Origin of the sequence: Streptomyces sp. NPDC050085, from assembly GCF_044460595.1 — a bacterium.
In the GTDB taxonomy this organism is placed as follows: Bacteria; Actinomycetota; Actinomycetes; order Streptomycetales; family Streptomycetaceae; genus Streptomyces.
In genome coordinates this window covers 1719219-1744573 of record NZ_JBITJZ010000001.1, presented here as the reverse complement: position 1 = coordinate 1744573, position 25355 = coordinate 1719219, and the positions used below count along the sequence as shown (strand labels likewise).

The window sequence follows — 25355 nt, the reverse complement described above, 5'->3', positions numbered from 1 at the left end:
TATGTACGCCAGAACTTATGAACCTGACAAGCGTCAGAGAGTGGAAGGCTGGGCGTCGGCGGTCGCAGGCGGCGAACTGATGCTGAGGTATTGCAAGTATGAGAACTGTGGTGCGACGTCTTGACACTGTCGGCAACGTCCCTGAAACCTGAGATGTATAGCTGCTGACGCACATATGCGTCGGAGCGCTCGATGGATGCCGGCCGTCTGCGGCTCCCGCCTTCCCCCGGAGTTCTCCTTGCGCATCATCTATGTGGACGTCGACACCCTGCGGGCCGACCACACGACCCCGTACGGCTACCACCGGCCCACCACGCCCCACCTTCAGAAGCTCGCCGACAAGTCGGTCGTCTTCGACCGCTACTACTGCTCCGACTCGCCCTGCCTGCCGTCCCGGACGGCCCTGACCAGCGGCCAGTTCGGGATCACCAACGGGGTGATCGGCCACTACGGCGCCGACGCGCAGTTCCGGCTCGACTCCGGGCACGGGCCCGAGCCCGACCGGCCGCTCCTCGGCCAGCGCCTCCAGCTCGACGGCTACTACACCGCGGCCGTCTCCGTCTTCGCCGAGCGCCACCGCGCGTACTGGTTCCACGGCAACTTCCGCGAGTCCGTCCGCGCCACGGGGAACTGGGGCGACGAGGACGCCGCCGACGTCAACCGCGCCGCCCTCGACTGGATCCGCCGGCACGCCGAGGACGACGACTGGTACCTCCACCTCACCTACTGGGACCCGCACACCGACTACACCCAGCCCGCCGAATGGACCGACCGCATGGCGGCCTCGGGCCCCGTACGGTCCTGGCCGGACGAGCAGACGATCCAGGAGCACGCCGAGATATACGGCCCGCGCAGCGCCCTGGACCTGCACTACTCGCTCACGGGCGGCGGCGGCGCCTCGCCCGTGCCGCACAACATGCCCGACGCGATCCGCTCCCGCGCCGACTTCGAGCACCTGATCAACGGCTTCGACGGCGCCGTCGCCTACTGGGACCACCACTTCGGTCAACTCCTCGCCGCCCTGGAGGAGTTGGGCATCGCGGACGACACGGCGATCGTCGTCAGTGCCGACCACGGCGAGGCGTTCGGCGAGCACGGCATGTACGCGGAACACGGACTGGCCACCGAGTCCGTCCAGCGGATCCCCCTCGTCGTGTACTGGCCCGGACTCACCGACACCCTCCCGGACGAGGCCCGCCGCAACGACGCCCTGCTCTACAACATCGACCTGGCGCCCACCCTGTGCGACCTGCTCGGCCTCGACGTACCCGAGGGATGGCAGGGCGCCTCCTTCGCGGACGCGGTGCGCGGCGAGGAGACCGGCTCGCGCCCGTACCTGGTCCTCGGCCACGGCGCGCACACCTACCAACGGGCCGTCCGTACCCGCGACCACCTCTACATCCGCACCTACCACCCGGGCAGCTTCAAGACGGAGTGGGAGCAGCTCTACGACGTCACCGACGACCCGTACCTGACCCGCGACCTCCTCGACGCGGAGCCCGCTCTCGCCGCCACGATGCGCTCCCGGCTGGCCGAGTGGTGGCACGAGCACGCCGGCCGGCCCGGCTGTCTGCCCGACCCGATGCAGAGCAACCTCCAGGCCGGGCCCGTCTATTACGCGGACCCCACCCGCTACGCCCAGCACCTGCGCGACACCGGACGCGCCCACCTGGCCAAGGACCTGGAACAGCGGCTGAACACGCCCCGGGCGGCGGTGCCGGTCCCCTGGCACGCGACGGCACCACCGCGCTCCGCGGACGTCTTCGGGCGGTGGATGGAGATCTTCCAGGAACGTGCCGCGCGGCAGACGAACGAAGAGGAGGCGGTCCGGTGAGGGCCATCATGGTGATGTTCGACAGTCTCAACCGGCGCATGCTGCCGCCGTACGGCGCCGACTGGACGCACGCCCCGAACTTCGCGCGGCTCGCGGAGAAGGCCGTCACCTTCGACAACGCGTACGCGGGGTCGATGCCCTGCATGCCGGCCCGCCGTGAACTGCACACGGGACGCCACAACTTCCTGCACCGCAGCTGGGGCCCGCTCGAACCGTTCGACGACTCGATGCCCGAACTGCTCAAGCAGAACGGCGTGTACACGCACCTGGCCAGCGACCACCCGCACTACTGGGAGGACGGCGGCGCCACCTACCACGGCCGCTACAACTCCTGGGAGTTCTTCCGCGGCCAGGAGGGCGACCCGTGGAAGGGACAGGTCGCCGATCCGGAGATGCCCGAGGACCTGAAGCGGATGCGCTCGGTCGCGTACCGGCAGGACTGGGTGAACCGCGCGCACATGGCGACGGAGGACCGGCACCCGCAGACCCTCACCTTCGACGCCGGCCTTGAGTTCCTCCGCACCAACCGGGCCGAGGACCGCTGGTTCGTGCAGATCGAGACCTTCGACCCGCACGAGCCGTTCTTCAGCCACCAGAAGTACAAGGACCTGTACCCGCACGCCTACGCCGGGCCGCACTTCGACTGGCCCGACTACAAGCAGGTGGTGGAGACCGACGAACAGGTGGCGCACGCCGGGTACGAGTACGCCGCTCTGCTGTCCATGTGCGACCACTCACTGGGCCGGGTCCTCGACGCCATGGACGAGTACGGGATGTGGGACGACACCCTCCTCATCGTCAACACCGACCACGGCCTGCTGCTCGGCGAGCGGGGCTGGTGGGGCAAGTCCGTCCAGCCCTGGTACAACGAGCTGGTCCATCTGCCGCTGTTCGTCTGGGATCCGCGGACCGGCCGCGCGGGCGAGCGGCGGGACGCCCTCGTGCAGACCATCGACCTGGCGCCCACGCTCCTGGAGTACTTCGGCGTCGAGCGACCGGACGACATGCAGGGCGTGCCGCTGCCCGTCGCCGTGGACACCTCCGTACGCGAGGCCGGGCTGTTCGGCATCCACGGCGGACACGTGAACGTCACCGACGGCCGCTACGTCTACATGCGCGCGCCCGTCGACGCCTCCAACTCACCTTTGGAGGAACACACGTTGATGCCGACGCACATGCGGGGGCGGTTCAGCCCTGCCGAACTCGCCGACGTGGAACTGGCCGAACCGTTCGGCTTCACCAAGGGGGTGCGCACCCTGCGGATGCCGGGCAGGACCTTCGTCAACCCGCACCACCACGGCACCCTGCTGTTCGACCTGGAGAACGACCCCGGGCAGCTCCACCCGCTCGTCGACGACGCGGTGGAACGGCAACTCGCCACCCTGCTCGTGGAGTTGATGCGGCGCACCGAGGCCCCGCCGAGCCAGTACGAACGTCTCGGGCTGCCCGCCGAGGGGCCGGTGACCGACGCGCACCTCCTCGTCCGGGCCCAACGCGACCAGGCCCGACGGGCCGCGACACCGCTGCCCCGCGCCGAGGACTATCCGGAGGGCCGGCTGTCCCTGCGTACGCCGTTCGCCACGCTCATCGGCGACCCGGTGGCCCTTGAGGTGCTGAAGCGCCACCTGCCCGGGGTCGCCGACTCCGAACTCCTGCAGTTCCTGGGGCCCACACCGCTCATCGACATCGCCGCGATGTCCGGCGGCAGGATCCCGCCCGACGGGCTGCGCCTGGTCGCCGAGGAACTCGCGGAGCTCTGAGACCCGGCTGCCGGAACCCACTGGGAGGCCAGGTGAATGCCGGTGACGGGGCGGCTACCCCGTCACCGGCCCGCCTTCCTCTCCTCGCACCCATCCAGCGAAGAACGAAGCGAAGACGAGAGGTGGCGTCGTGCCAGAGCTTACCGAGGAACCCGTCGGCATCACGAAGGACGTGAAGCCGCCTCCCGTGCGGGGCCGCTGGCGCCAACTGTCCCTGCTCGGCGGCACCATGCTCGTCGAGAACACCGAGGCCAGCCTGATCAGCGGCCTGTTCCCGGTGATCCGCCAGTCGCTCGGGGTCTCGCTCGGTGCCCTCGGCGTCCTGACCGCCGCGGGCCGGATCGTCGGCGTGTTCGCGGGACCGTTCTGGGTGTGGGTCGCTCAACGCTGGTCCCGCAAGGGCGTCCTCGTCCTGGCCACCGGATTCTGGGGAGTGTGGGGGATAGCAGCCGGCTTCGCCCAGAACTTCGCCCAACTCGTCGTCCTGATCACCGTCCTCGCCGCCGGGTACGCCGCTTCCGGACCGCTCACCACCGAGATCCTGGGCGACCTCTTCGACCACGAGTCCCGGGGCCGCGCCGTCGGCATGCTGTACGGCGTCATCAACCTCGCCGCCTCCCTCTTCGCCACCCTGAAGGGTCAGCTCGCCGGGTTCGACGACGGCTGGCGCTGGGGCCTGTGGGCCATCGGTACGGTCAACGTCCTCTTCGGGCTCGCCCTGTTGCTCTGGATGCGCGACCCGGGCCGGGGCGCGTCCGAGCAGCAGCTCGCCGGCCTCGACCGCACGACACGCGAGGCCCACTCCAAGGTCACCCTCCACCAGGTGACCGCTCTCTTCCGGATCCCGAGCCTGGTGATCCTGCTCGTCTCCCGGCTCCTGTCCGGGCAGCTCCTCGCCGCGTCGTTCGGCGTGATCTTCCTGGTGGACGTCTACGGATTCAGTACCCAGGTCGCCTCCGTCGTCCTCTTCCCCATGGGCATCGGCTTCTTCACCGGCACCGTGCTCGGCGGCTTCCTCGCCGACTGGGCCGTCCGCCGCAACCCGCGCCACGGTCTCGTGGTCGTTCTCCAGGCCGCTCAGCTCGCCTTCGCGACCATGGCCTTCTTCGGCACCCAATGCGACTGGGGCGGCATCGGTGTCTTCGCCGTCTTCTTCGCCCTCATGGGCCTCGCTCAGGGCATCAACCCGGTCGTCAACCGGCCCATGATCATGGCTGTGACCCTTCCCGAACTCCGTGGCGCGGCCTTCGCCATCTACCTCAGCCTCTTCGAGGCCGTCGCCATCGCCGCGTTCAGCCTCGGCGCCGGTTTCCTCGGCGACGTCTTCGGGCTGCGCCCGGTGTTCCTGTGGGTGCTTGTCGTCCTCGTGCTCGTCAACGGCATCTTCCTCACGCTCCTCCACCGCACCTATGCCACGGACGTGGCCCGCGTCCAGAGCGCCCTGGAGGACCGGCGGCAGGCGGCTCTCGCCGGATAGACCGGCCCGCTCGGTGGAGTCCGTCCGGGCACAGGTCCGCGCCCGTTGTCCGCGGCCTGTCCCGTACGCACCTCCGGCCGGGCCGGAGCGCTCGGTCGACCTCGCCGTACGCCGGGTGGCCGGATGGCCCGTCTACCCCCGGGCCCGCCGTGGCCGGCGCGCGCTGCGCCGAGGACCCCTGTCGCGGAGGTCTCCCACGGCGGCGGGCGTCGACCTGGACTTCCACGAGGAGCCGGAGATGGTGCCCGCCCCCACCCGGCGGTGGTGACATCGGGCGGCATACGCCCCATCATGGTGGGGTCATGGGGGGAACGAGGCGTGCGTCCCGTTTGTGCCGGCGCAGGGGGTTGCCGCGGCCGGTGCCGGTCGCGGCTGCTCGTGCGGGGCTGTTCTCCGTCCTCGGGACGTCCGTGTCCGTCACCGTCCACCATCTGGCGTTCGGCTCCAGCCCCTCGTGGGGATCGCGGGCGCTCGCCGCGCTCGTGTTGTTCGGCGCCGCGCTGCCGGGCGCGGGCCACGACAAGCCGCTGGGGCGGCAGTTGGTGCTGGCCGTCGGGTGTCAGGCCGTCGTCGGCTACGGGTTCCTGCGGCTGGACGGCGGGGTGTCCGTGCCCGCGATGTGGCCGTCGGCCGTGCACGCGGGATGGCCCGTCGTGGTCGCGCATCTCGTGCTGACCGTGCTGTGCGCCGTGTTGCTGCACGGCATCGACGCCGGGCGGCGTGGAGTCCTCGTCGCCGCCGGCCGGCAGTGGGAGGTGCTGCGCGCCCTGCTGCGGTGTCTGCTCGGGCCCGTCCGTACCCCGCTGGACCTGACCGCCGTCGGTGCCGTGTGGCGGGCGAGCCCGGGGCCAGGTCGCGCGCCGCCCACCCGAACTGTCCTCGTGGGCACGGTCGTTCGGCGCGGGCCTCCGCTTCCTCCGCCGCCGCTCGCCGTCTGAGTCCGAGTCCGTTCTCGCAGTCCGGGTCCGACCAGGCTCGGGGGACGGCAGTTCGACGCGCGGCGGTCTTCGATCCGTACGCCTTACGTCCATGCCGGAGCGCGGGTTCTGCGCGAGCGCCGCGCCAGGGGGGAATTCCACATGTCTCGTACGTTCCGCAACAAAGGGACGTCAGTTTGGAAGTCGGGGGTCAAGCGGCTCCTGGGACGCGCCGGGTTCGACATCGTGCGCAGCACCAACTCCCGTGGGGGAGTGGACGACTTCATCCCGTTCGAGGCCACGATGCGCGCCGCGCGAGCGGCCGGGCTGTCGGTCGGCGACTACATCGACGAGGTGATGAACGGTACGCCGGGCGCCACCCGGTCCACCATCGACGAACTGCGCGCCATCGGCGTCTTCGCCGCCGAGCCGAACAGGGTCCTCGAGATCGGCCCCGGGTCCGGGCGGTACCTCGAGAAGACGCTGAAGGAGTGCTCGCCGGACCGGTACGAGATCTACGAGACGGCCGCGCCCTGGGCCGACTACCTCGTGGACACCTTCGGCGTGGTCGCCCAGCCCACCGAGGGCGCCAGCCTCGCCGCGACACCCGACGGCAGCATCGATCTCGTCCAGGCCCACAAGGTCTTCAACACGCTGACCTTTCTCGGCGCCTCCCGCTACTTCTTCGAGATGGCGCGCGTCACGCGGCCCGGCGGCCGGATCGTCTTCGACGTCATGACGGAGACCTGCCTTGACCCGGCCACGATGCGCACCTGGGCGACGCAGGGCGGCGTCGGCCACGACTCCTACCCGGCCGCCATGCCCCGCCGGACCTGCGTGGACCTCTTCGAGACACTCGGCTGCAGCCTCGAGGCCAGCTTCGTGGCGCCCATGGGCGTCGCCTCCACCGAGGTGCTCGTCTTCAGCAAGGGCCAGGGACAGGGAGCAGCCGCACGGTGATGTGACCCGGCGTGAGTGATCGCATACGGTGGGTCAGTGATCGGATTCCGCGTCGGCCCCGCCACCCCCTCCGGGCGGTGGGGCCGTCTCGCGTCCGTGATCGGTCTCGTCGTGCTGGTCATCGCGCATCTCGCCGGTACGGTGCACGCGTCCACGCCCGCCGGCAGCCATCTGGACGTCACGGTCACGGCGTGCGGGCACGAGGCGCAGCAGCAGCCGTCGCCGCACCGGGTCGCCGGGCCGCTCCCCGCTCACCACCACTCCAGCGGTGACGGGCACGCCGAGCACCTGGCCGACCGGCCCCGCGCGACAGGACCCGACGGTCCGTCCGTGCCCGGGCCCGACGCACCGCCGCCGGTGCCCGTCGCCCCGGCCGCCGTCCCCGGCTCCCGTCACCTGCTCCTCCCGGGGCTCGACCCGCCCCGCGCGGCGCACCCCGCGGCCGCCCGTTCGCTCCTCGGCGTCTGGCGCCAATAGGGCCGATCCCGCACGCCTTCGCGCGTGCCCGCGTGCCCCCACACCAGGATCGACCCGCCGCTCCGCGCCCTCTCGCGGGCCGGGGCGCGAAGGAGCCGTACCCCCATGGAACTGTCCCTGCTCAACCCGGTCGGAGCGCTCGCCCCGGCCCCCTTCACCGCCCGTCGCCCGGCCCAACTGGTGGGCAACACCCCGGTGTTGTGGATCGACGAACCCTTCGCCCCGTCCGGGCTCGGCTTCCACGCCAAGCTGGAGGGCGCCAACCCCGGCGGCATCAAGGACCGGCCGGGGCTGCACATGGTCCGGGAAGCGCGGCGCCGCGGCGACCTCGCGCCCGGCGCCCCGGTCGTCGAGTCCTCCAGCGGCACCCTCGGCCTCGGCCTGGCCCTGGCCGGGCTGACGTACGGGCATCCGGTGACCGTCGTGTCCGACCCCGGCATGGAACCGGCCGTGGTCCGGCTGCTGACCGCGTACGGCGCCCGCGTCGAGCACGTCGACGCCCCGCATCCCGAAGGCGGCTGGCAGCGGGCCCGCCGCGACAGGGTCGCCGAACTGCTGGCCGCCTCCCCGGGCGCGTACTGCCCGGACCAGTACCACAACCCCGACAACGCGGCCGCGTACGCGCCCCTGGCCACCGAGCTGATCGCCCAACTCGGCCGCATCGACGTCCTGGTGGCCGCCGTCGGCACCGGTGGGCACTCGGCGGGCACGGCCCGGGTGCTGCGCGAGACGTTCCCCGGGATGGCGCTGATCGGGGTCGATTCCATCGGCTCCGCCATCTTCGGGCAGCCCGCACGGCCCCGGCTGATGCGCGGGCTCGGCTCCAGCATCCACCCCGCGAACGTCGCCCACGGGGCCTTCGACCAGGTGCACTGGGTGGCCCCGGGCGAGGCGGTGTGGGCCTGCCGCGAACTCGCCCGCCGGCACTACGCCTCCGGGGGCTGGAGCGTGGGCGCGGTGGCGCTCGTCGCGGGGTGGGCGGCCCGGACGTACCCGCCCGGCACCCGCGTCGCCGCGGTCTTCCCCGACGGGCCGCACCGCTACCTGGAGACCGTCTACAACGACGCCTGGTGCCGGGAGAGGGGCCTGCTCGGGCCCGACGGCCAGGGGCACGAGCCGCCCCGCGCGCCGGACGAGGCCGCCGCGCAGGACGCGTACGAGTTCACGTCCTGGACCCGCTGCGACAAGGTCCGCGACCCGCTCGGCCGGCCCGCCGACACCGTGAAGGGCGCCGTCCGATGAGGAACTTCCGCGCCCAGTTCGCGTCCTTCGACCGGCCCGCCCGGCTGTTGATGGTGAATCAGTTCGCCATCAACCTCGGCTTCTACCTGCTGATGCCGTACCTCGCCGACCACCTCGCCCACGGCCTCGGCCTCGCCGCGTGGACGGTCGGCCTCGTGCTCGGCGTGCGCAACCTCTCCCAGCAGGGCATGTTCCTCGTCGGCGGCACCCTCGCCGACCGGTACGGCTGCAAGCCGATGATCCTGGCGGGCTGCGCGCTGCGGACCGTCGCCTTCGCGCTGCTCGGCCTCGTCGACTCGCTGCCCGCACTGATCGCGGCGTCGGCGGCCACCGGCCTCGCGGGGGCGCTGTTCAACCCGGCCGTGCGCGCGTACCTCGCGGCGCAGGCGGGGGAGGAGCGCCGCGTCGAGGCGTTCGCGACGTTCAACGTCTTCTACCAGGCAGGCATCCTCGTCGGCCCGCTCGCCGGACTCGCCCTGCTGGCCTGGGACTTCAGGGCCGTGTGCGGGGCCGCCGCCGTCATCTTCGGGGCGCTCGCCCTGCTGCAGTGGCGGGCCCTGCCCGCCCGTCCGCCGCGGGACCGGAGCGGTGAGCCGGCCTGGCGGGCCGTCGCCCGTGACTGGCGGACCGTCGCCGCGAACCGTCCCTTCGTGCTGTTCGCCGTCGCGATGACCGGTTCGTACGTCCTCGCCTTCCAGGTCTATCTGGCGCTGCCGCTGCGCGCCCGCGACCTGTTCGGCGACCGTACGGGAACGGTGACCGGCGCGATCTTCGCGGTGTCCGCACTGGCCGCGCTGTCGGGGCAGTTGAAGCTCACGGCGTGGGCGAAGCGGACGATGCCGGGGCCGCGGGCCATCGCCTGCGGGCTCGCGGTGATGGGCGCCGCGTTCCTGCCGCTGCTGCCGAGCCTCGACTCCCCGGCGCTCGGCGTCCTCGCGCTGACCGCGTGCGCGGCGCTGCTCGCGTGGGGCGGGGCGCTGCTCTACCCCTTCGAGATGGACACCGTGGTGCGCCTGTCGGGGGACCGGCTCGTCGCCACGTACTACGGCGCCTACAACACCGCCTCGGGGATCGCGATCTCGGCCGGGAACCTGGCCGTGGGCGCGCTGTTCGACACCGGGGTGCCCTGGCTGCCGTGGCTGACGCTGGCGGCGACCGGGCTCGGCTGCGCCGCGGCCGTGACGTGGCTGCACCGCGGCGGACACCTGGAGCCCGGGACCGCGGCGCGTCAGGCCGCCGTGCCCGTGGGCTGAGGGGCGGGACCGTGCGGGAGGCGTCCGGCTTCCCGCGCGGGCCACAGTCGCGTCGCCGCCACCGCCGCGACCAGCGCGACGACCCCGAGGGCGGCCACGGCCCAGCCGAGTCCGGCCGCCCCGCCCAGCCATCCGGCGAGCGGATACGTCAGCAACCAGCACGCGTGGGACAGCGAGAACTGCGCCGCGAACGCCGCCGTCCGCTCCTCGGCGGGAGTCGAGCTCCGGATGAGCCGACCGGTCGGCGTGAGCACCATCGAGCACGCCGCCCCGAACACCGCCCACGCCACGAGCAGCGCGGGGAGCCGCCAACTCCCGCTCTGCGCAGCCGTGTCGACCCCGAGCCCGGCGAACACGACCACGATCAGGAGCGCCCCGCCGAGCATCACCGTGCGGTCGCGTACGTGGTCCAGGACGCGCGGCAGTACCAGCGCGACGGCCATGGACCCGCCTCCGTACGCGGCGAGCGCGACCGTCACCGATCCGGGGGAGAGCCCGAGGACGCTCCGGACGTACACGACGGAGTTCACGGTCACCATCGCGCCGGCCGCCGCGACGGCCGCGTTCAGCGCCAACAGCGCGCGCAGCTGCGGAACTTGGAAGAAGCGGCGGCTGCCCGCCGTGGCCCTGGCGCGGACCGGTGCGGCCGTCACTCGCGCGGGCAGAGCGACGGACACCACGAGCGCGGCCGAGGCGAGGAAGCCGAGCACCGTGCCGGTGAAGAGCCAGCCGTACGTCATCACGGTCAGCAGCAGTCCCGCGAGGGCCGGGCTGAACAGGCTCTCCAGGTCGTAGGCGAGACGGGACAGCGACAACGCCCGCGTGTAGTCGCGCTCTTGGGGCAGCACGTCGGGAAGGACCGCCTGGAAGGCCGGGGTGAACGCCGCCGACGCGGACTGCAACAGGAAGATCAGCACGTACACCTGCCAGATCTGCCCGACGAACGGCAGACACAGCGCCACCGCCGCCCGGGTCAGATCGGCGCCCACCATGAGGGTGCGGCGCGGCAGCCGGCCGGCGAGCGCGCCGACGGCGGGGGCGATGAGCACGTACGCCGCCATCTTGATCGCCAGCGCGGTGCCGAGCACTTCTCCGGCGCGGGCGCCCGCGAGGTCGTACGCGAGCAGGCTCAGCGCCACCGTCGCGAGGCCGGTGCCGGTCAGGGCGACGACCTGGGCGGTGAACAGGCGGCGGTACGTCCGGTGACGCAGGACGGTCGGCAGGGTGGTCGGCCGGGTGGTCGGCCGGGTGATGGGCATGCGGCGGCTCCCGTGCGCGGGGCGGGGCTCCTGAACGACTTCGGGTTCCGGTGAGTGTAGTCGTCATGTGCGCATCTGCGCACATGACGAATGTGCGCTCGCGTGCATCCCGAGCCGTACGCTGGCCCCATGCCTGAACGCGAGCCCGTCCCAGCTGCGCCCCATGCGCACCTGCGGGAACCCGACACGGCCCGACTGGCCGCGGCGACGCGGGTGTTCGCCCTGCTCTCGGACACGACACGGCTGCACGTGCTCTGGCTGCTCGCGGGGGCGCAGGGCGAGTCCGACGTCGGCTCGCTCGCCGAGCGGTGCGACGCCTCCCGCACCGCGGTCAGCCAGCACCTGGCCAAGCTCCGCCTCGCCGGACTCGTCGAGACGCGCCGCGAGGGCCGCCACGTGCACTACCGCCTGACCGACGGCCATCTGCGCCGCCTGGTCATGGAGGCGCTGAGCCATGCCGACCACCGGGTCAGCGGACAGGCGTCGCACGACTAGGGCGTGTCTTCAAACTCCCGTCTGCCTCACGACGCCTGGCACGCACTCTCGCCGCACCGGGCGTAAGGCCAAGTACATCCAGTACGAGGCCTTGCACCCGGCACGCCGAGAGCACGCACCAGACGCCGCGCGGCCGCCCTGCGGGCGTGGGGGTCCCCCCGGCCGAAGGCTGGGGGAGGGAGTTTGAAGACACGCCCTAGGGCTCGCGCTGCTCTCAACCGGCGGGGCGCGTGGCCGCGTCCTCTTGCCAGGGGCCACGTCACCGACATCTGCTCGACGAGGCGCATCGACGAGAGGCATGCAGGCATGGAGATCTCCGGCATCTTCACCGCGATCCTGATCGGCATCGTGCTCGGCACCCTGGGCCGGCTCGTCATCCCCGGGCGCCAGCGCATCGGGGTGCTCTGGACGATCCTGGTCGGCATCGTCGCCGCGCTCGTCGGCACGGCCGTCGCGGGGGCCCTCGGCGTCGCGGACACCCGGGGCGTCGACTGGGTCGAACTGGCCCTGCAGATCGGCCTCGCCGCGGTGGGCGTCGCGGGCATGGAGCGGCTCACGGTGCGCGGCCGCCGGTGACATCGGGCCCCGGGCCCCACACCGGTCAGGAAGCGGTCAGGAAGCGGTCAGGAATGGAGAAGCCACCGGACCCGTGCCCGTCCTAGCGTCGACGGCATGGACCTCACCATTCACTGGACCTTCCTTCCGCACGACGACCCGGACGCCTCCCTGGCCTTCTACCGCGACGGCCTGGGCTTCGAGGTGCGCAACGACGTCCGCTACGACGACAAGTGCTGGCTCACCGTCGGGCCCGTCGACCAGCCCGGCACGTCGATCGTGCTCGAGCCGCCGGCCGCCGACCCGGGCCTCACCGAGGACGAGCGGCGCACCATCGTCGAGCTGATGGCGAAGGGCAACTACGCCCGGATCGTGCTCGCCACCCGCGACCTCGACGCCACCTTCGAGCGGGTGCTCGCCAGCGGCGCCGAGGTCGTGCAGGAGCCGATCAAGCAGCCCTACGGCGTCCGCGACTGCGCCTTCCGCGACCCCGCGGGCAACATGATCCGCATCAACGAACTGAGCTGAACCGAGCTGAGCTGAGCTGAGCAGGGCCGCACCACCACGGCCGTCCGTCGTCCGCCTGCGGCGACGGGCGGCTGCCGGTGATACTGCGGATGGACCACCGCAAGACCGCGCGTGACCCAGGGATCCAGGGAGAGACGATGACCAGCAAGGCCAGGAAGACCGCCGCCCCGCAGTCGCCTGCGCAGCACGTTGCCGACAGCCACGACCTGATCCGGGTGTACGGGGCGCGGGAGAACAACCTGAAGGACGTCAGCGTCGAGCTCCCCAAGCGCCGCCTCTCCGTGTTCACCGGGGTGTCGGGGTCGGGCAAGAGCTCCCTGGTGTTCAACACGATCGCCGCCGAGTCGCAGCGGCTGATCAACGAGACGTACAGCGCCTTCGTGCAGGGCTTCATGCCGACGCTCGCCCGGCCCGAGGTCGATGTGCTCGACGGGTTGACGACCGTGATCACCGTTGATCAACAGCGGCTCGGCGCCGACCCCCGCTCCACCGTCGGCACGGCCACCGACGCCAATGCCATGCTGCGGATCCTGTTCAGCCGCCTCGGCAAGCCGCACATCGGCTCGCCCAAGGCGTTCTCCTTCAACGTCGCCTCGATCAGCGGCGCGGGCGCGGTCACCGTCAAGCGCGGCGGGCAGGACGTCAAGGAGCGGCGCAGCTTCAGCATCACCGGCGGCATGTGCCCGCGCTGCGAGGGCCGTGGCGCGGTCACCGACATCGATCTGACCGCCCTGTACGACGACAGCAAGTCGCTGAACGAGGGTGCGCTGACCATCCCCGGCTACAGCATGGACGGCTGGTACGGCCGCATCTTCACCGGCTGCGGCTTCTTCGACCCGGACAAGCCGATCGCCAAGTACACGAAGAAGCAGCTGCACGACCTGCTGTACAAGGAGCCGACCAAGATCAAGGTCGACGGCATCAACCTCACGTACGAGGGGCTGATCCCGCGCATCCAGAAGTCCATGCTCTCCAAGGACGTCGACGCACTTCAGCCGCACATCCGGGCCTTCGTGGAGCGCGCGGTCACCTTCGACACCTGCCCCGAGTGCGCGGGCACCCGCCTGAACGAGGGCGCCCGGTCCTCGAAGATCAAACGGATCAACATCGCCGACGCCTGTTCGATGGAGATCAGGGACCTGGCGGAGTGGGTGCGCGGGCTGAAGGAGCCGTCCGTGGCTCCTCTCCTGGAGACGCTGCTCGCCACCCTGGAGTCGTTCGTCGAGATCGGGCTCGGCTACCTCTCGCTCGACCGGCCGTCCGGGACCCTGTCCGGCGGTGAGGCGCAGCGCGTCAAGATGATCCGCCACCTCGGGTCGTCGCTCACCGACACGACGTACGTCTTCGACGAGCCGACCACCGGACTGCACCCGCACGACATCCAGCGGATGAACGAGCTGCTGCTGCGCCTGCGCGACAAGGGCAACACCGTGCTCGTCGTCGAGCACAAGCCCGAGATGATCGCCATCGCGGACCATGTCGTCGACCTCGGGCCCGGCGCCGGTGCGGGCGGCGGCACGGTCTGCTTCGAGGGGACCGTCGAGGGGCTGCGTGGCGCCGACACCGTCACCGGGCGGCACTTCGACGACCGGGCCTCGGTCAAGTCCAGCGTGCGCGAGCCCAGCGGCGCGCTGCAGATCCGCGGTGCCTCGGCGCACAACCTCAAGAAGGTCGACGTCGACATCCCCCTCGGCGTCCTGACCGTCGTCACCGGCGTCGCAGGCTCCGGCAAGAGCTCGCTGGTGCACGGGTCGATCCCGGCAGGGGAGGGCGTCGTCTTTGTCGACCAGGGCGCGATCCGCGGTTCGCGGCGCAGCAACCCGGCGACGTACACCGGGCTGCTCGAGCCGATCCGCAAGGCGTTCGCCAAGGAGAACGGGGTGAAGCCGGCCCTGTTCAGCGCCAACTCCGAGGGCGCGTGCCCCACGTGCAAGGGCGTCGGCGTCGTCTACACCGACCTGGCGATGATGGCCGGTGTCTCGACGACGTGCGAGGACTGTGACGGGAAGCGGTTCGACGCCTCCGTGCTCGACTACCACCTGGGCGGGCGCGACATCAGCGAGGTGCTCGCGATGTCGGTCGCCGAGGCCGAGGAGTTCTTCGGTACGGGCGATGCGCGCACGCCCGCCGCGCACAAGATCCTCGAGCGGCTGCGTGACGTCGGGCTCGGCTACCTCACCCTCGGCCAGCCGCTCACCACGCTCTCCGGCGGCGAGCGCCAGCGGCTCAAGCTGGCCACGCACATGGCGGACAAGGGCGGCAACCGTGCCGTCTTCGTCCTCGACGAGCCGACCGCCGGGCTGCACCTCGCCGACGTCGAGCAGCTGCTCGGGCTGCTCGACCGGCTCGTCGACTCCGGCAAGTCGGTGATCGTGGTCGAGCACCACCAGGCCGTCATGGCGCACGCCGACTGGATCATCGACCTCGGCCCGGGCGCCGGACACGACGGCGGCACCGTCGTCTTCGAGGGCACCCCGGCCGAGCTGATCGCCGCCCGCAAGAAGACCCTCACCGGTCAGCACCTGGCGCAGTACGTGGGCGCCTGAGGCCCGTCCCCAGCCCGGCTCAGTCCAGGCTGTAGCAGCGGATCACGATGGCGACCCCGTCACCGCCACCATCAGCATCACCGTCTTCATCCCCCTCGGCGTGCGCCAGGCCGACGAAGACGGTCGAGGTGAGCCAGCGGTGGGCGGGGGCGTCCGTGCGGAAGACCGGGGCGGTGCGGAAGTACACGCCCGCCTCGGACTCCACGTAGTAGCCCCGGTTGACGATGTCGATCACGGTGCCGTCGTCCGCGCGCAGCAGGTAGCGGGCCTCCAACTGGCAGACGTCGCCCCGGGTTTCGGACCAGTCGCCGCCGCCCGCGATGACGGTGCCGTTCAGCCGTGGGCCCCGCACCGTGCCGCCGGTGATGGGGGTGAACTCGGTGCGTTCGCCGCTGCCGTGGCCGATGTGCAGCGGCGGGGCCACCTCCGCCCGGATCTCGAAGGCGAAGGTCAGGGTGGGAGCGTCGTTCATGGGGTTCCTTTCAGGTGGCGGGTGGGCTTCCAGCCCGGGCGTGGCACGGAGTCGAGCAGTTGTCTCGTGTACGCGGCCGTCGGCTCGGTCAACACGGCGCGTACCGGCCCGCGTTCGACGATCCTGCCGCCGCGCATGACCACGATGTCGTCGCAGACGTGCCGGACCACGCCCAGGTCGTGCGTGATGAACAGATAGGCCACCGGCGTCCGTTCGCGGATCTCGCGCAGCAGCGTGAGGATCTGCGCCTGGACGGACACGTCGAGCGCCGCGACGGCCTCGTCGAGGACGAGGACCTTGGGGCGCACCGCCAACGCCCTTGCCAGAGCGACCCGTTGACGTTGGCCGCCGGACAGGGAGCGGGGCAGCGCGGCCGCCTGGCGCTCGTCCAGGCCCACCTGGTCGCAGAGTTCGGCCACGCGCCGGTCCAGGTCGGGGCCGCGCAGGTCCGTATGGAGCGCGACGACCTCGGCGAGGCAGTCGCGCACCCGCTGGCGGCGGTCCAGGGAGGCGTACGGGTCCTGGAAGACCAGCTGGATCTCGCGGGCGGCGCGGCGCCGCTCCGCGGTGCGGCGGGGCGGGCGCAGGCGCTCGCGTCCGGCGATCCGTACGGTTCCGGCCGTGGGCCGTTCCAGGCCCGCGATCATCCGGGCGGTGGTCGTCTTGCCGGAGCCGGACTCGCCGACGACGGCCAGGGAGCCGCCCGGCGCCAGCGAGAGGGTGACGTCGTCGACGGCGACCACGTCGCCGAACTCCTTGCGCAGACCGGCTGCTTCGAGCACGTACGGGTCGTCACGCGCATCAGTCATCGGTGGGCTCCGCGGGATAGTGGCAGGCGGCGAGTCCGTCACCGACGGGCCGCAGTCCGGGGCGCTCGGTGCGGCACAGGTCACGCGCCGCCGGGCAGCGCGGCGCGAACGCGCAGCCCGGCCCGGCCTCGAACGCGGACAGCGGCCGGCCGGGGATCGCCCGCAGCGGACGGTCGTCCGCCCCCGGCGCGGGACGGGACGCCAACAGTGCCCGGGTGTACGGGTGTCGGGCCGCCTTGTGCAGATGCCCGGCGGGGAGGTCCTCCACCAGCGAGCCCGCGTACATCACCGCGACGCGGTCGCAGACGGCGGCGGCCAGGGCCAGGTCGTGCGTGATGAACAGCATCGCGAGGCCCCGGGCCGTGCGGGCCTCGTCGATGATCGCCATCACCTCGGCCTGCGTCGTGACGTCCAGCGCCGTCGTCGGTTCGTCGGCGAGCAGCAGACACGGGTCGCCGGCGAGCGCGGCCGCGATCATCACGCGCTGGAGCAGCCCCCCGGACAGCTCCGGCGGACGCTGCCGCATCCGTCGTGCCGCGTCGGGGATGCCGACGTCGCGGAGCAGGGCGGTGACCGTGGCCGTGGCGTCGCGCGGCCGGGTGCCGCGGGCGAGCAGGCCCTCGGTGAGGAAGTCGCCGACCGTGCGCACCGGGTTGATGTGGGCCCGCGGGTCCTGGAAGACCATGGCGACGTCCCGCGCCCGCAGCGTGCGCAGCGCGGCCGGCCCCATGGCGGGCACGGAGGCGCCGTCGACCAGGATGTCACCCTCGACGCGGGCGCCGGCCGGCAGCAGCCGCAGTACGGACCGGGCGGTCAGCGACTTGCCGGAACCGGACTCGCCGACCAGACCCACCGCCGCACCGGCCGCCACGCAGAGGTCGACCCGGTGGATGACGGTGCGGTCGGTGCCGCCGAGGGGGAGGGTGACGCGCAGGCCACGGATGTCGAGCAGGGCCGTCATCGGTCGTCCCCCAGGAGTCGTCGGGACAGGCCGTTGCCGAGCAGGGTGCAGGCGATGACGAACACGACGATCACCAGGCCCGCGTACAGCGACTGTTCGGCCCGTCCCGCCAGGACCCCGGAGGCGCCCTGGGCGACCATCAGCCCCCATTCGGCGGTCGGCGGCTGGGCGCCGAGCCCGATGAAGGAGAACGCCGCCACGTCGAGCAGCGTGTAGCCGAACGACACCGTCACCTGCACCAGGACCAGCGGGAGCAGCGCGGGCAGCAGATGGCGCAGACAGATCCGCCGGCCGGACATGCCGAGCATGCGCAGCGCGGCCACGTACGGCAGGTGCACCTCGCGCTGCGCGGCGCCGCGCACGGTGCGTGCGACGTACGGCAGATAGGCGACGGACAGCGTCACGACCGCCACCCGGAGTCCCGCCCCGAAGACGGCCGCGCCGACCACGGCGAGGATCAGCCCGGGGAAGCCGAACACGACGTTCAGCAGACCGGAGAGCAGCCGGTCGTACCAGCCGCCGAGCCAGGCCGCCGCGAGCGCGAGCGCGGTGCCGACGGCGCTCGCGCAGACGGTCACCACGGCAGGCGCGAACAGGCTCAGCCGCGCCCCGTACAGGAGCCGGGACAGGATGTCGCGCCCGGTGTCGTCGGTACCGAGCCAGTGCGCCGCCGAACCGCCCTGGTACACGGCCGTCGGGTCGACGGCCTCCGGGTCGTACGGGGCGACGAGCGGGGCGCACACCGCGAGCAGGACCACGAGGGCGACCACGGTCCCCGAGGTGATCAGTACGCCGTTGCCGCGTCGGAACACCCTTGTGTTCAGGGCGAGTTGAAAGGTCGTCATGCGGCCGCCTCCAAGGGCGTGCGGCGGTCGAGCAGCGCCGTGACCACGTCCACGACGGTGTTCACGCCGACGAACAGGACGACGCTGATCAGCGCGAGCGCCTGCACCACCGCCAGGTCCTGCTTGGCCGCGCTCTGCACGAGCAGCGCCCCGATGCCGTTGACGCCGAAGGCCTGCTCGACGATCGCGCAGCCGGCGATCAGGCCCGCGACGGCGACCCCCGACACCGAGAAGATGGGGGCGGACGCGTTGCGCAGCACGTGCTTGCGTACGACGAGGCGCTCGGGCAGGCCCCGGCCGCGTGCCGTCTGTACGTGCTCCGAGGCGAGTTCGGCGCGTACCGCGGAGCGCGTCACCTGGGCGACGTACGCGAGCCAGGTCGCGGCGAGCGCGAGCGCCGGGAGCGTGAGGTGTTCCAGGCGTCCGGCGAAACCCTCGCCCGTGCCGTAGGCGGGGAACAGGGCCCAGCGCACGGAGAGTCCCCAGATCAGCAGCACCGACATGACGAACGTCGGCACCGCCATCAGCGTCGTCGTCACCATCGTCACCACCGTGTCGCCCCAGCCGCCGCGCAGCGCCGCGAACGCGCCGAGGCAGACGCCCGCCACGATGATGAGGACGGCCGCGTACGCCACCAGGAACAGGGTGTTGCCGAGACGGTCGCCGACGAGGTGCGTGACCGAGTCCCGGTAGCTGAGGGACTGCCCCAGATCGCCGTGGAACAGGGCGGTGAGCCAGCGCCAATACCCTTGCAGAAACGGGTCGTCGAGGTGGTACTGGTGGTGGATCTCGGCGAGCAGCTTCGCGCTCGGCGGTCTGCCGCCGCCCACCAGCAGGGTCGCCGGATCGCCGGGCGAGACGAACAGCGCCCCGTACACGGCGACGCTCGCGACCAGCGCGGTCACCGCGAGCGCCGCGGTGCGCCGGGCCATGAAGCGCCAGATCGGGAAGCGCCGGATCATGAGGCACCCTGCCCGGTGCCGCCGAGGCGGGCCGCCCACGGCATGTTGATGTAGGCGAAGGAGGCGGGGGCGCCGCTGAGCCGCTTGTTGAGGAAGAGCCGCTCGTACGGGCAGACGATCGGGACGACCGGGAAGTCCTTCGCGTAGAGGGCCTGGGCCTGGGTGAACTCGGTCGCGGCGGTCCGTTCGTCGGTCGACGCCCTGGCCGCGTCCAGGTGTGAAGTGACGTCCCCGTTGCGGTAGTCGGTCCAGTTCAGCGGGGACTTCGGGTCGGTGAGCATGTCCGCGTAGGAGAGTGGGTCGGGCAGCTCGACGTAGCCGAGGACCATGGTGGCGTCGAGGCCCTTGCGCAGCGCCGGGTTGTAGAACATGCCGGACATCTGCGTGGGCTGGAGCTGCCGGATCGCGATCTTGAGGCCGATCTGCTTGGCGCCTGCCTGGAGGAACGTCAGTGTCTGCAGGGACTGTTGGTCGCCCGCGCCCATGGCGACGGTGACGGTGCGCTGCTTCGGGGCGGCCTGCTCGACGAGCTTCTTCGCCGTGGCGACGTCCGGACCGCGGAGCGCGGGCAGCGCGTCGTACCCCTGCGCGTAGACGTCCTTGGCCGCGCTGTTCTTCCAGACGAGCGAGGGGATGAACGTCTTCTGCCGCTGGGCCGCGCCGTCGTACACGTTGCGTACGAGCGCGTCGCGGTCGAGGACGAGGGAGAGCGCGTCGGCGACGCGGCGGTCGGCGACGGGGGAGGTGGGGCTCGTCGGGATGAGGAACACGGTCTGCGCGGACGGGCCGTAGTAGAGGTTCCCCTCCTTGGACGTGCGCAGGGCCTTGGCGGCGGTCGACGGTATCTCGTAACTGCCGTCTATCTGGCCGGACATGAGGGCGCTGGTCAGCGTCCCGTTGTCGGTGATGAACCGGAACGTGAGCTTCTTGACCTTGGGGCGCAGCGCCGGGTCCCAGTACGCGGTGTTGCGCACGGCGGTGATCGACTCGCCCGACCGCCAGTCGCTCAGCTCGAAGGGGCCGGTGCACATCAGTCCGCCCTTGGCGGTGCCGTACGCGGCGCCCGCCTTCTTCAGGTACGCGGCCTTGCTGACGGCCCCGAACCCGTTCGCCAGGTAGGTGAGGAACAGCGAGTCCGGCGTGCGGAAGCGGACGGTGACCTGGTGGGGGCCGGTGGCCTTGATGGTGGTGACGTGCGCCAGGACCTGGATGTTGACGCTCTGCGTGGCCGGCACGCGCTGGCGCTGCAGGCTTGCGACGACGTCGTCGGCGGTCATCGGGCTGCCGTCCCAGAAGGTGACGCCGCGCCGCAGGTTCAGGACCAGCGTCCTCGGGTCCGGGCGGTGCCAGGAGGTGGCGAGGCCGGGCGCGGTCGAGTAGTCGGCCTTCAGGCGCACCAGTGGGTCGCAGAGGTTGGCGGCGACGGTGCTGGGCGAGTAGTCGCCGACCTTCGCCGGGTCGAGCGTGGTCGGCTCGCCCATCGGCAGGTTCCAGGTGACGCCGTCGACGGTGCCGTGCGCGGCGGGCGTCGTGGAGGTGAGCCGCACCGTGCCGGGCGTCGCCCGGCCCCCGCCGGACGAGCAGGAGGTGAGCGCGAGCACCGTGGCCAGGGCCGCGAGCGGCAGGGCGGTGCGTCGGGGAGCGTGCATGAGGTGCTCCTGATCGGGAGTTCTGAGTCGTGCCGGGTCCTTCGGTGCGGGTGCGCGCGTGGGGGAGCGGGGCGTTCAGTGCCGCGCGGGCAGAGCGGTGACGACGAGGCGTGAGGGGTGGGCGGCGCCGGTGCGCAGCGTCTGGGTGCTCGGCTTCGGGGCGAGCGTCGTCCACGGGTTCTCGGCACTGCCCGACGCGGGCAGGTAGAGCGGGTAGTCGCTGCTCGCGAGCAGCAGGGCGAGCCGGTGCCCGGGGCGGACCCGGTAGCCGGTGTGCCCGAGGTCGACGCGCACCTCGTCGGGTGCCTCGTCGGTCCTTACGTGGACCTCGCCGCGTGCGAGGGGCCGCATCCGCCCGTCCGGGAGGACGTCGACGAGCTTGGCGAAGACGTCGAACTCCGGGGCGGTGCTGGTCACATGGAGGTCGAGCGCGAGGGGCCCCGCGAGGTCGAGCGCCTCGCCCAGCACGGGACCGAAGAAGCAGAGCACGTCCTCGCGGGCCGCGACCGGGGCGAGATCGGGGTAACTGTGCAGCACGGCAAAGGAGTTCTCGACGACCGAGGGGACGAGGTCCTCCGGGTCGTACGTCCACCGCGCCAGGCCCGGCGTGGTCGGCGCGGGCTCGTCGAGGGCGTCGAGGGTGCCCGTCGCCGCATCGAGCCACCAGGTGTGCCGCACGGCGTCCGGCGGCGGCCACGACGCGGCGGTCCGCCATTCGGCATGCCCCAACTCCCAACGGACCCTGGGCAGTTCGTCGGCCCGGCGGATGCCCTTGAGGAACACGTCGAAGAAGGCGAGCGCCGGGTCGACGTAGTCCGGGAGCATGCGCTCGAGGGCGGCCGCGCTCTGCGCGTGGTCGCTCTCCCCGGTCGCCGGGGCGTCGGCGAGCCGGTAGTTCTCGTGGTCGACGGCGCCCGCCCACAGGTACTGCACCGCGTCCCAGCCGGGGCGCGCGGCGAGCTCCATGTAGTCGCGCATGTGCGGGGTCACGATGTTGTCGAACCAGCCCACGCAGTGCAGCACCGGCACCGGGCGCGCGTCGAAGGGGTGTCTGCCGCGCGCCGGGAACAGGTCGGTGAAGCGCGGGGCGAGCAGGTCGAACCAGGTGGAGCGGGCGCCGATCGCGCGGAACGCCTGCTCGTACTGGTCGATGACCGGCCGGACGGTGCGGTCCGGCTCGTACTCGTACACGCCCTGGTCGACCCAGTAGTGCGCGTAGTACTCGATGCCCTCGAGCCAGACCGGCCGGCCGACCGAACTGCCGCTCTGTGTGGTCGCGTTGAAGTCCACCGTGGTCACCCGGGGCACGATCGCGCGCAGCGCCGGGTGCTGGGAGGAGACCGCGGCCCACTGCGTGAAGCCGTAGTACGAGTCGCCGAACATGCCCACCAGGCCGTTGGACCAGGGCTGTCGGACGATCCAGTCGATCGTGTCGTAGCCATCGTCGGGCTCGCGCAGGAACGGCACGGTCGGGCCCTCGGAGCGGAACTTGCCGCGCACGTCCTGTACGACGACCGCGTAGCCGCGGGCGGTGAAGCGGGCGGCGATCTCGTCGAAGTAGACGTAGCGGCTGTTCTTGTCGTACGGCAGGCGTACGAGAACGGTGGGGACGGCGGGGTCGGCGGGGTCGGGGGCTTGCGCCTCGGGGAGGTAGACGTCCGTGGCGAGCCGGACCCCGTCGCGCATCCGGACCCGGAACTCGTGGGCCCGCGGGGGCACGGGAGCCGGGCCGACGCGCGAGAAAGTGAAGGTCATGTGGGTGGTCTCCCGGAACTGGCCGGAAAGCGGCCGGGCAATGGGATGAACAACGCTGTGATGTGACGACGTTGTATAACAACATTGCAGCTCCGTGTGAACGCGGTCAAGCCATTGCGTTAAGGTCGGCGACATGCCGATCGAGGTAGACGAGGCCAGGCGGCTCGACGAGATCGCGGACGCCACCATTCAGGTCGCCCGCGAGCGCGGCGTCCGCTCCGTGACCATTCGGGCCGTGGCCCAACGGCTCGGCGGATCCACCGCGATGGTGACCAACTACGTCCCCAGCCGTGCTGCCCTGATGATCAACGCGATGCGCCGCGCCGAGGCCGGCTGGGACCGCGAGATGGCCGAGGAGCTGGCGGGTGTCGAGGGTGAGGAGCGGCTGCGCGGGGCCGTTCGCTGGATGTGCACCACCCAGCAGAACGACGAGGTGCTGCGCCGGCTCATGATGGAGATCGCCAGCGCGGGGCCCGGTGCGGGCGCCGAGGTCGAGGCGTTGCTGCGGGAAACGTCGCGGCGCAGCCACGAGGAGTTGGGTGCGCTCGCCGCTGAAGGGGGCCTGTCCGGCGGCGAGTTGGTCGGCGACATGCTCCATCTCCTGATGCGCGGCTACTGGTTGGCGACGCTGGAGGACCCGGAGCGCTGGACCGCCGAGCGCGGGGAGCGGGCCATCCTGGCCGTCGTCGATCTGCTCAAGGGGTCCGCCGGCTGAAGTGGCGTCCGGCGGGCGGGGGTTGACAGCGCCCGAGGCCGCGGCGCAGTCTGTGCGCGAAATAAAACGCCGTTGTATGACGGGGTTCGCGGCGGCCTGCCCGAGCGAGCCCTCCGGTGTCCCTCCCCTTGCCGCGGTCTCCATCCCGCACCGGTCCCGTGGCCTCTTGTTCCCTTGTCCCGCTTGTTCCCTTGTCCTGCCACCCCGTCCCGAAGAGGTGCCCCATGGGAAGTCCGGATCAGCACACCGAGTTGTGGCAGTGGTCCGCCACCGAGCTCGCCGCCGCCGTGCGCGGCCGGGAGGTCTCCGCAGCCGAGGTCGTCGCCTCCTGCCTCGGGCGCATCGAGGAGGCGAACCCGGTCACGAACGCGCTCGTGGAGGTCCGGGCCGACGAGGCGCTCGACGCGGCCCGCCGGGCCGATGCCGCCGTCGCCGCGGGGGAGCCCCTCGGCCCGCTGCACGGTGTGCCCGTCTCCATCAAGGTCAACACCGAGCAGCGCGGGTACGCGACGACGAACGGCGTGGCCGCACTCGCCGGGAACGTCGCCGACGAGGACGCCGCCTGCGTGACCGCCCTGCGCGGCGCGGGCGCGATCCCGCTCGGGCGCAGCAACGTGCCCGCCTTCTCGCTGCGCTGGTTCTCCGGGAACGACCTGCACGGCCGCACCCTCAACCCCTGGGACCACGGCAGGACGCCGGGCGGGTCGAGCGGGGGCGCGGCCGCCGGCATCGCCGACGGTTTCACGCCGCTCGCCCAGGGCAACGACATCGGCGGCTCCATCCGCTTCCCCGCGACCTGTTGCGGAGTCGTGGGGCTGCGGCCCACCGTCGGGCGGGTCTCCGGCTGGGGGCCTCCCGCCTACGCCGAGACTCCCGAGGGGCGTACGCCGCTGGACTTCCCGCCGACCGTGCACGCCTGCGCCGTGCAGGGGCCGCTCGGGCGGACCGTGGCCGACGTCCGGCTCGCGCTGACCGCCATGACGACCCCCGATCTGCGCGACCCCGCCGGTGTCCCGTCAGTGCCCCGACGGGCCGCCGGCGCGGGACCGCTGCGGGTCACCGTCGTCCGGGGCGACGGGGACGCGAAGAACCACCCGGCGGTCGACGCGGCGGTGACCGACGCCGCCGCCCGGCTCGCCGACGCCGGGTACGAGGTCGAGGAGGGCGACAAGACGGTCGCCGAACCGCTGCTCGCCGAGGCCGCCCGGCTGTGGCTGCTGCTCCTCACCGAGGACACCAGGCCGCTGCTGCGGGTCGTGGAGCAGATCGGCGACGACGCGATCCGCGCCGCGCTCGCCGGACATTTCGCGGCGGCCGCCACCGTGTGGGGTGAACGCCCGGACCTGGAGACGTACATCAGCGGCTGGGGGCGGCGCGCCACCCTGATCACGCGACTGCAGCAACTGCTGGGCGCGGAGCGGCTGTTGCTCACTCCGGTGTGCGCCGAGCCGCCCTTCGAGCAGGACGCCGACCTGGCCGGCGCGCGGCGGTCCGGCGAGCTCTTCCCCGCGATGTGGCCGATGACCTCGGTGCCCGTGCTCGGCTTCCCGGCCGTCACCGTGCCGGTCGCCCTGCACGAGGGGCTGCCGCTCGGGGTGCAGCTCATCGGCGGCCGGTTCACGGAGGAGGCGGTGCTCGACGCGGCCCAGGCCGTCGAGGACCGTTCGCCGGTGCCGCGCGCGTGGGCGGCGCGCGGCTCGTCCGCCTGAGCGGGTCCTCGTCCTCGGGACCTAGGGCGTGTCTTCAAACTCCCGTCGTCGCCCGCAGGGCGGCCGCGCGGCGTCTGGTGCGTGCTCTCGGCGTGCCGGGTGCAAGGCCTCGTACTGGATGTACTTGGCCTTACGCCCGGTGCGGCGAGAGTGCGTGCCAGGCGTCGTGAGGCAG

The 25355-nt window shown here is 72.1% G+C and carries 22 protein-coding genes; 14 read left to right on the top strand and 8 right to left on the bottom strand.

Annotated features, from left to right (window positions below; translation table 11 throughout):
* The first annotated feature begins 238 nt into the window (after positions 1 to 238).
* The 8 genes from ACIBUY_RS07570 to ACIBUY_RS07535 all read left to right on the top strand — a co-directional run bounded on the left by ACIBUY_RS07570 (position 239) and on the right by ACIBUY_RS07535 (position 9920).
* The gene (locus ACIBUY_RS07570) at positions 239 to 1834 is read left to right on the top strand and encodes a sulfatase (RefSeq protein WP_399152070.1); all 1596 of its coding nucleotides are present in this window, start codon (positions 239 to 241) and stop codon (positions 1832 to 1834) included.
* On the top strand, positions 1831 to 3594 hold the full coding sequence (locus ACIBUY_RS07565; protein ID WP_399152069.1) for a sulfatase-like hydrolase/transferase: 1764 nt from the start codon (positions 1831 to 1833) through the stop codon (positions 3592 to 3594). Before ACIBUY_RS07570 ends, ACIBUY_RS07565 begins: the two co-directional genes overlap by 4 nt.
* A gap of 130 nt (positions 3595 to 3724) precedes the next feature.
* A complete protein-coding gene (locus ACIBUY_RS07560; RefSeq protein ID WP_399152068.1) occupies positions 3725 to 5071 on the top strand; it encodes an MFS transporter in 1347 nt (448 codons plus the stop codon).
* 410 nt (positions 5072 to 5481) lie between these two features.
* Positions 5482 to 6009, top strand: a complete 528-nt coding sequence (locus tag ACIBUY_RS07555; protein WP_365566459.1) for a hypothetical protein — start codon at positions 5482 to 5484, stop codon at positions 6007 to 6009.
* 141 nt (positions 6010 to 6150) lie between these two features.
* Positions 6151 to 6948, top strand: coding sequence for a methyltransferase domain-containing protein (locus tag ACIBUY_RS07550; RefSeq protein ID WP_365566458.1), 798 nt, complete (start codon positions 6151 to 6153; stop codon positions 6946 to 6948).
* Positions 6949 to 6984: 36 nt separating this feature from the next.
* Positions 6985 to 7425: a hypothetical protein gene (locus ACIBUY_RS07545; protein WP_365566457.1), complete on the top strand. Its 441-nt coding sequence runs from the start codon at positions 6985 to 6987 to the stop codon at positions 7423 to 7425.
* A gap of 105 nt (positions 7426 to 7530) precedes the next feature.
* Entirely contained in the window at positions 7531 to 8667 is a 1137-nt protein-coding gene (locus ACIBUY_RS07540; protein ID WP_399152067.1) for a PLP-dependent cysteine synthase family protein, read from the top strand.
* Positions 8664 to 9920, top strand: coding sequence for an MFS transporter (locus ACIBUY_RS07535; RefSeq protein WP_365566455.1), 1257 nt, complete (start codon positions 8664 to 8666; stop codon positions 9918 to 9920). The genes ACIBUY_RS07540 and ACIBUY_RS07535 overlap by 4 nt, the downstream gene beginning before the upstream one ends.
* On the opposite strand, the gene ACIBUY_RS07530 is transcribed toward ACIBUY_RS07535, so the two are convergent.
* On the bottom strand, positions 9896 to 11179 hold the full coding sequence (locus ACIBUY_RS07530; RefSeq protein WP_399152066.1) for an MFS transporter: 1284 nt from the start codon (positions 11177 to 11179) through the stop codon (positions 9896 to 9898). The genes ACIBUY_RS07535 and ACIBUY_RS07530 overlap by 25 nt on opposite strands.
* A 129-nt stretch (positions 11180 to 11308) precedes the next feature.
* Between ACIBUY_RS07530 and ACIBUY_RS07525 the strand changes: the two genes are divergently transcribed.
* The 4 genes from ACIBUY_RS07525 to ACIBUY_RS07510 all read left to right on the top strand — a co-directional run bounded on the left by ACIBUY_RS07525 (position 11309) and on the right by ACIBUY_RS07510 (position 15303).
* Complete coding sequence (locus tag ACIBUY_RS07525; protein WP_365566453.1) at positions 11309 to 11674, top strand: metalloregulator ArsR/SmtB family transcription factor; 366 nt, start codon at positions 11309 to 11311, stop codon at positions 11672 to 11674.
* Positions 11675 to 11980: 306 nt separating this feature from the next.
* Positions 11981 to 12250: a GlsB/YeaQ/YmgE family stress response membrane protein gene (locus ACIBUY_RS07520; RefSeq protein ID WP_399152065.1), complete on the top strand. Its 270-nt coding sequence runs from the start codon at positions 11981 to 11983 to the stop codon at positions 12248 to 12250.
* A gap of 96 nt (positions 12251 to 12346) precedes the next feature.
* Complete coding sequence (locus tag ACIBUY_RS07515) at positions 12347 to 12757, top strand: VOC family protein (RefSeq protein WP_399152064.1); 411 nt, start codon at positions 12347 to 12349, stop codon at positions 12755 to 12757.
* A 137-nt stretch (positions 12758 to 12894) separates the two neighbouring features.
* Complete coding sequence (locus ACIBUY_RS07510; protein WP_365580429.1) at positions 12895 to 15303, top strand: excinuclease ABC subunit UvrA; 2409 nt, start codon at positions 12895 to 12897, stop codon at positions 15301 to 15303.
* 19 nt (positions 15304 to 15322) lie between these two features.
* On the opposite strand, the gene ACIBUY_RS07505 is transcribed toward ACIBUY_RS07510, so the two are convergent.
* The 7 genes from ACIBUY_RS07505 to ACIBUY_RS07475 form a co-directional block, all read right to left on the bottom strand.
* Positions 15323 to 15775, bottom strand: a complete 453-nt coding sequence (locus ACIBUY_RS07505; RefSeq protein WP_399152063.1) for a DUF3237 domain-containing protein — start codon at positions 15773 to 15775, stop codon at positions 15323 to 15325.
* Positions 15772 to 16584 carry an ATP-binding cassette domain-containing protein gene (locus ACIBUY_RS07500; protein ID WP_365580425.1) on the bottom strand — a complete coding sequence of 271 codons (813 nt, stop codon included), beginning with the start codon at positions 16582 to 16584 and terminating at the stop codon, positions 15772 to 15774. Before ACIBUY_RS07500 ends, ACIBUY_RS07505 begins: the two co-directional genes overlap by 4 nt.
* Positions 16577 to 17545, bottom strand: coding sequence for an ABC transporter ATP-binding protein (locus tag ACIBUY_RS07495; protein WP_399152062.1), 969 nt, complete (start codon positions 17543 to 17545; stop codon positions 16577 to 16579). Before ACIBUY_RS07495 ends, ACIBUY_RS07500 begins: the two co-directional genes overlap by 8 nt.
* Positions 17542 to 18390, bottom strand: coding sequence for an ABC transporter permease (locus ACIBUY_RS07490; RefSeq protein ID WP_399152061.1), 849 nt, complete (start codon positions 18388 to 18390; stop codon positions 17542 to 17544). The genes ACIBUY_RS07495 and ACIBUY_RS07490 overlap by 4 nt, the downstream gene beginning before the upstream one ends.
* Positions 18387 to 19352 (bottom strand): ABC transporter permease, encoded by a 966-nt coding sequence (locus tag ACIBUY_RS07485; RefSeq protein WP_399152060.1) that lies wholly within the window; start codon positions 19350 to 19352, stop codon positions 18387 to 18389. Before ACIBUY_RS07485 ends, ACIBUY_RS07490 begins: the two co-directional genes overlap by 4 nt.
* The gene (locus tag ACIBUY_RS07480; RefSeq protein WP_365580414.1) at positions 19349 to 21001 is read right to left on the bottom strand and encodes an ABC transporter substrate-binding protein; all 1653 of its coding nucleotides are present in this window, start codon (positions 20999 to 21001) and stop codon (positions 19349 to 19351) included. Before ACIBUY_RS07480 ends, ACIBUY_RS07485 begins: the two co-directional genes overlap by 4 nt.
* Positions 21002 to 21076: 75 nt before the next feature.
* Entirely contained in the window at positions 21077 to 22756 is a 1680-nt protein-coding gene (locus ACIBUY_RS07475; protein ID WP_365580411.1) for a CocE/NonD family hydrolase, read from the bottom strand.
* 133 nt (positions 22757 to 22889) lie between these two features.
* Here ACIBUY_RS07475 and ACIBUY_RS07470 point away from each other — a divergent pair, with 133 nt between their 5' ends.
* Complete coding sequence (locus ACIBUY_RS07470; RefSeq protein WP_365580410.1) at positions 22890 to 23471, top strand: TetR/AcrR family transcriptional regulator; 582 nt, start codon at positions 22890 to 22892, stop codon at positions 23469 to 23471.
* 224 nt (positions 23472 to 23695) lie between these two features.
* Entirely contained in the window at positions 23696 to 25180 is a 1485-nt protein-coding gene (locus tag ACIBUY_RS07465) for an amidase (RefSeq protein ID WP_399152059.1), read from the top strand.
* Positions 25181 to 25355 lie beyond the last annotated feature (175 nt).

What these genes read in the sequence shown, in the direction of transcription:
- ACIBUY_RS07550 (WP_365566458.1), top strand. Translation starts at nt 6,151, where the DNA reads ATGTCTCGTACGTTCCGCAACAAAGGGACGTCAGTTTGGAAGTCGGGG.
- ACIBUY_RS07540 (WP_399152067.1), top strand. Translation starts at nt 7,531, where the DNA reads ATGGAACTGTCCCTGCTCAACCCGGTCGGAGCGCTCGCCCCGGCCCCC.
- ACIBUY_RS07535 (WP_365566455.1), top strand. Translation starts at nt 8,664, where the DNA reads ATGAGGAACTTCCGCGCCCAGTTCGCGTCCTTCGACCGGCCCGCCCGG.
- ACIBUY_RS07530 (WP_399152066.1), bottom strand. Translation starts at nt 11,179, where the DNA reads ATGCCCATCACCCGGCCGACCACCCGGCCGACCACCCTGCCGACCGTC.
- ACIBUY_RS07525 (WP_365566453.1), top strand. Translation starts at nt 11,309, where the DNA reads ATGCCTGAACGCGAGCCCGTCCCAGCTGCGCCCCATGCGCACCTGCGG.
- ACIBUY_RS07520 (WP_399152065.1), top strand. Translation starts at nt 11,981, where the DNA reads ATGGAGATCTCCGGCATCTTCACCGCGATCCTGATCGGCATCGTGCTC.
- ACIBUY_RS07515 (WP_399152064.1), top strand. Translation starts at nt 12,347, where the DNA reads ATGGACCTCACCATTCACTGGACCTTCCTTCCGCACGACGACCCGGAC.
- ACIBUY_RS07510 (WP_365580429.1), top strand. Translation starts at nt 12,895, where the DNA reads ATGACCAGCAAGGCCAGGAAGACCGCCGCCCCGCAGTCGCCTGCGCAG.
- ACIBUY_RS07505 (WP_399152063.1), bottom strand. Translation starts at nt 15,775, where the DNA reads ATGAACGACGCTCCCACCCTGACCTTCGCCTTCGAGATCCGGGCGGAG.
- ACIBUY_RS07500 (WP_365580425.1), bottom strand. Translation starts at nt 16,584, where the DNA reads ATGACTGATGCGCGTGACGACCCGTACGTGCTCGAAGCAGCCGGTCTG.
- ACIBUY_RS07495 (WP_399152062.1), bottom strand. Translation starts at nt 17,545, where the DNA reads ATGACGGCCCTGCTCGACATCCGTGGCCTGCGCGTCACCCTCCCCCTC.
- ACIBUY_RS07490 (WP_399152061.1), bottom strand. Translation starts at nt 18,390, where the DNA reads ATGACGACCTTTCAACTCGCCCTGAACACAAGGGTGTTCCGACGCGGC.
- ACIBUY_RS07485 (WP_399152060.1), bottom strand. Translation starts at nt 19,352, where the DNA reads ATGATCCGGCGCTTCCCGATCTGGCGCTTCATGGCCCGGCGCACCGCG.
- ACIBUY_RS07480 (WP_365580414.1), bottom strand. Translation starts at nt 21,001, where the DNA reads ATGCACGCTCCCCGACGCACCGCCCTGCCGCTCGCGGCCCTGGCCACG.
- ACIBUY_RS07475 (WP_365580411.1), bottom strand. Translation starts at nt 22,756, where the DNA reads ATGACCTTCACTTTCTCGCGCGTCGGCCCGGCTCCCGTGCCCCCGCGG.
- ACIBUY_RS07470 (WP_365580410.1), top strand. Translation starts at nt 22,890, where the DNA reads ATGCCGATCGAGGTAGACGAGGCCAGGCGGCTCGACGAGATCGCGGAC.
- ACIBUY_RS07465 (WP_399152059.1), top strand. Translation starts at nt 23,696, where the DNA reads ATGGGAAGTCCGGATCAGCACACCGAGTTGTGGCAGTGGTCCGCCACC.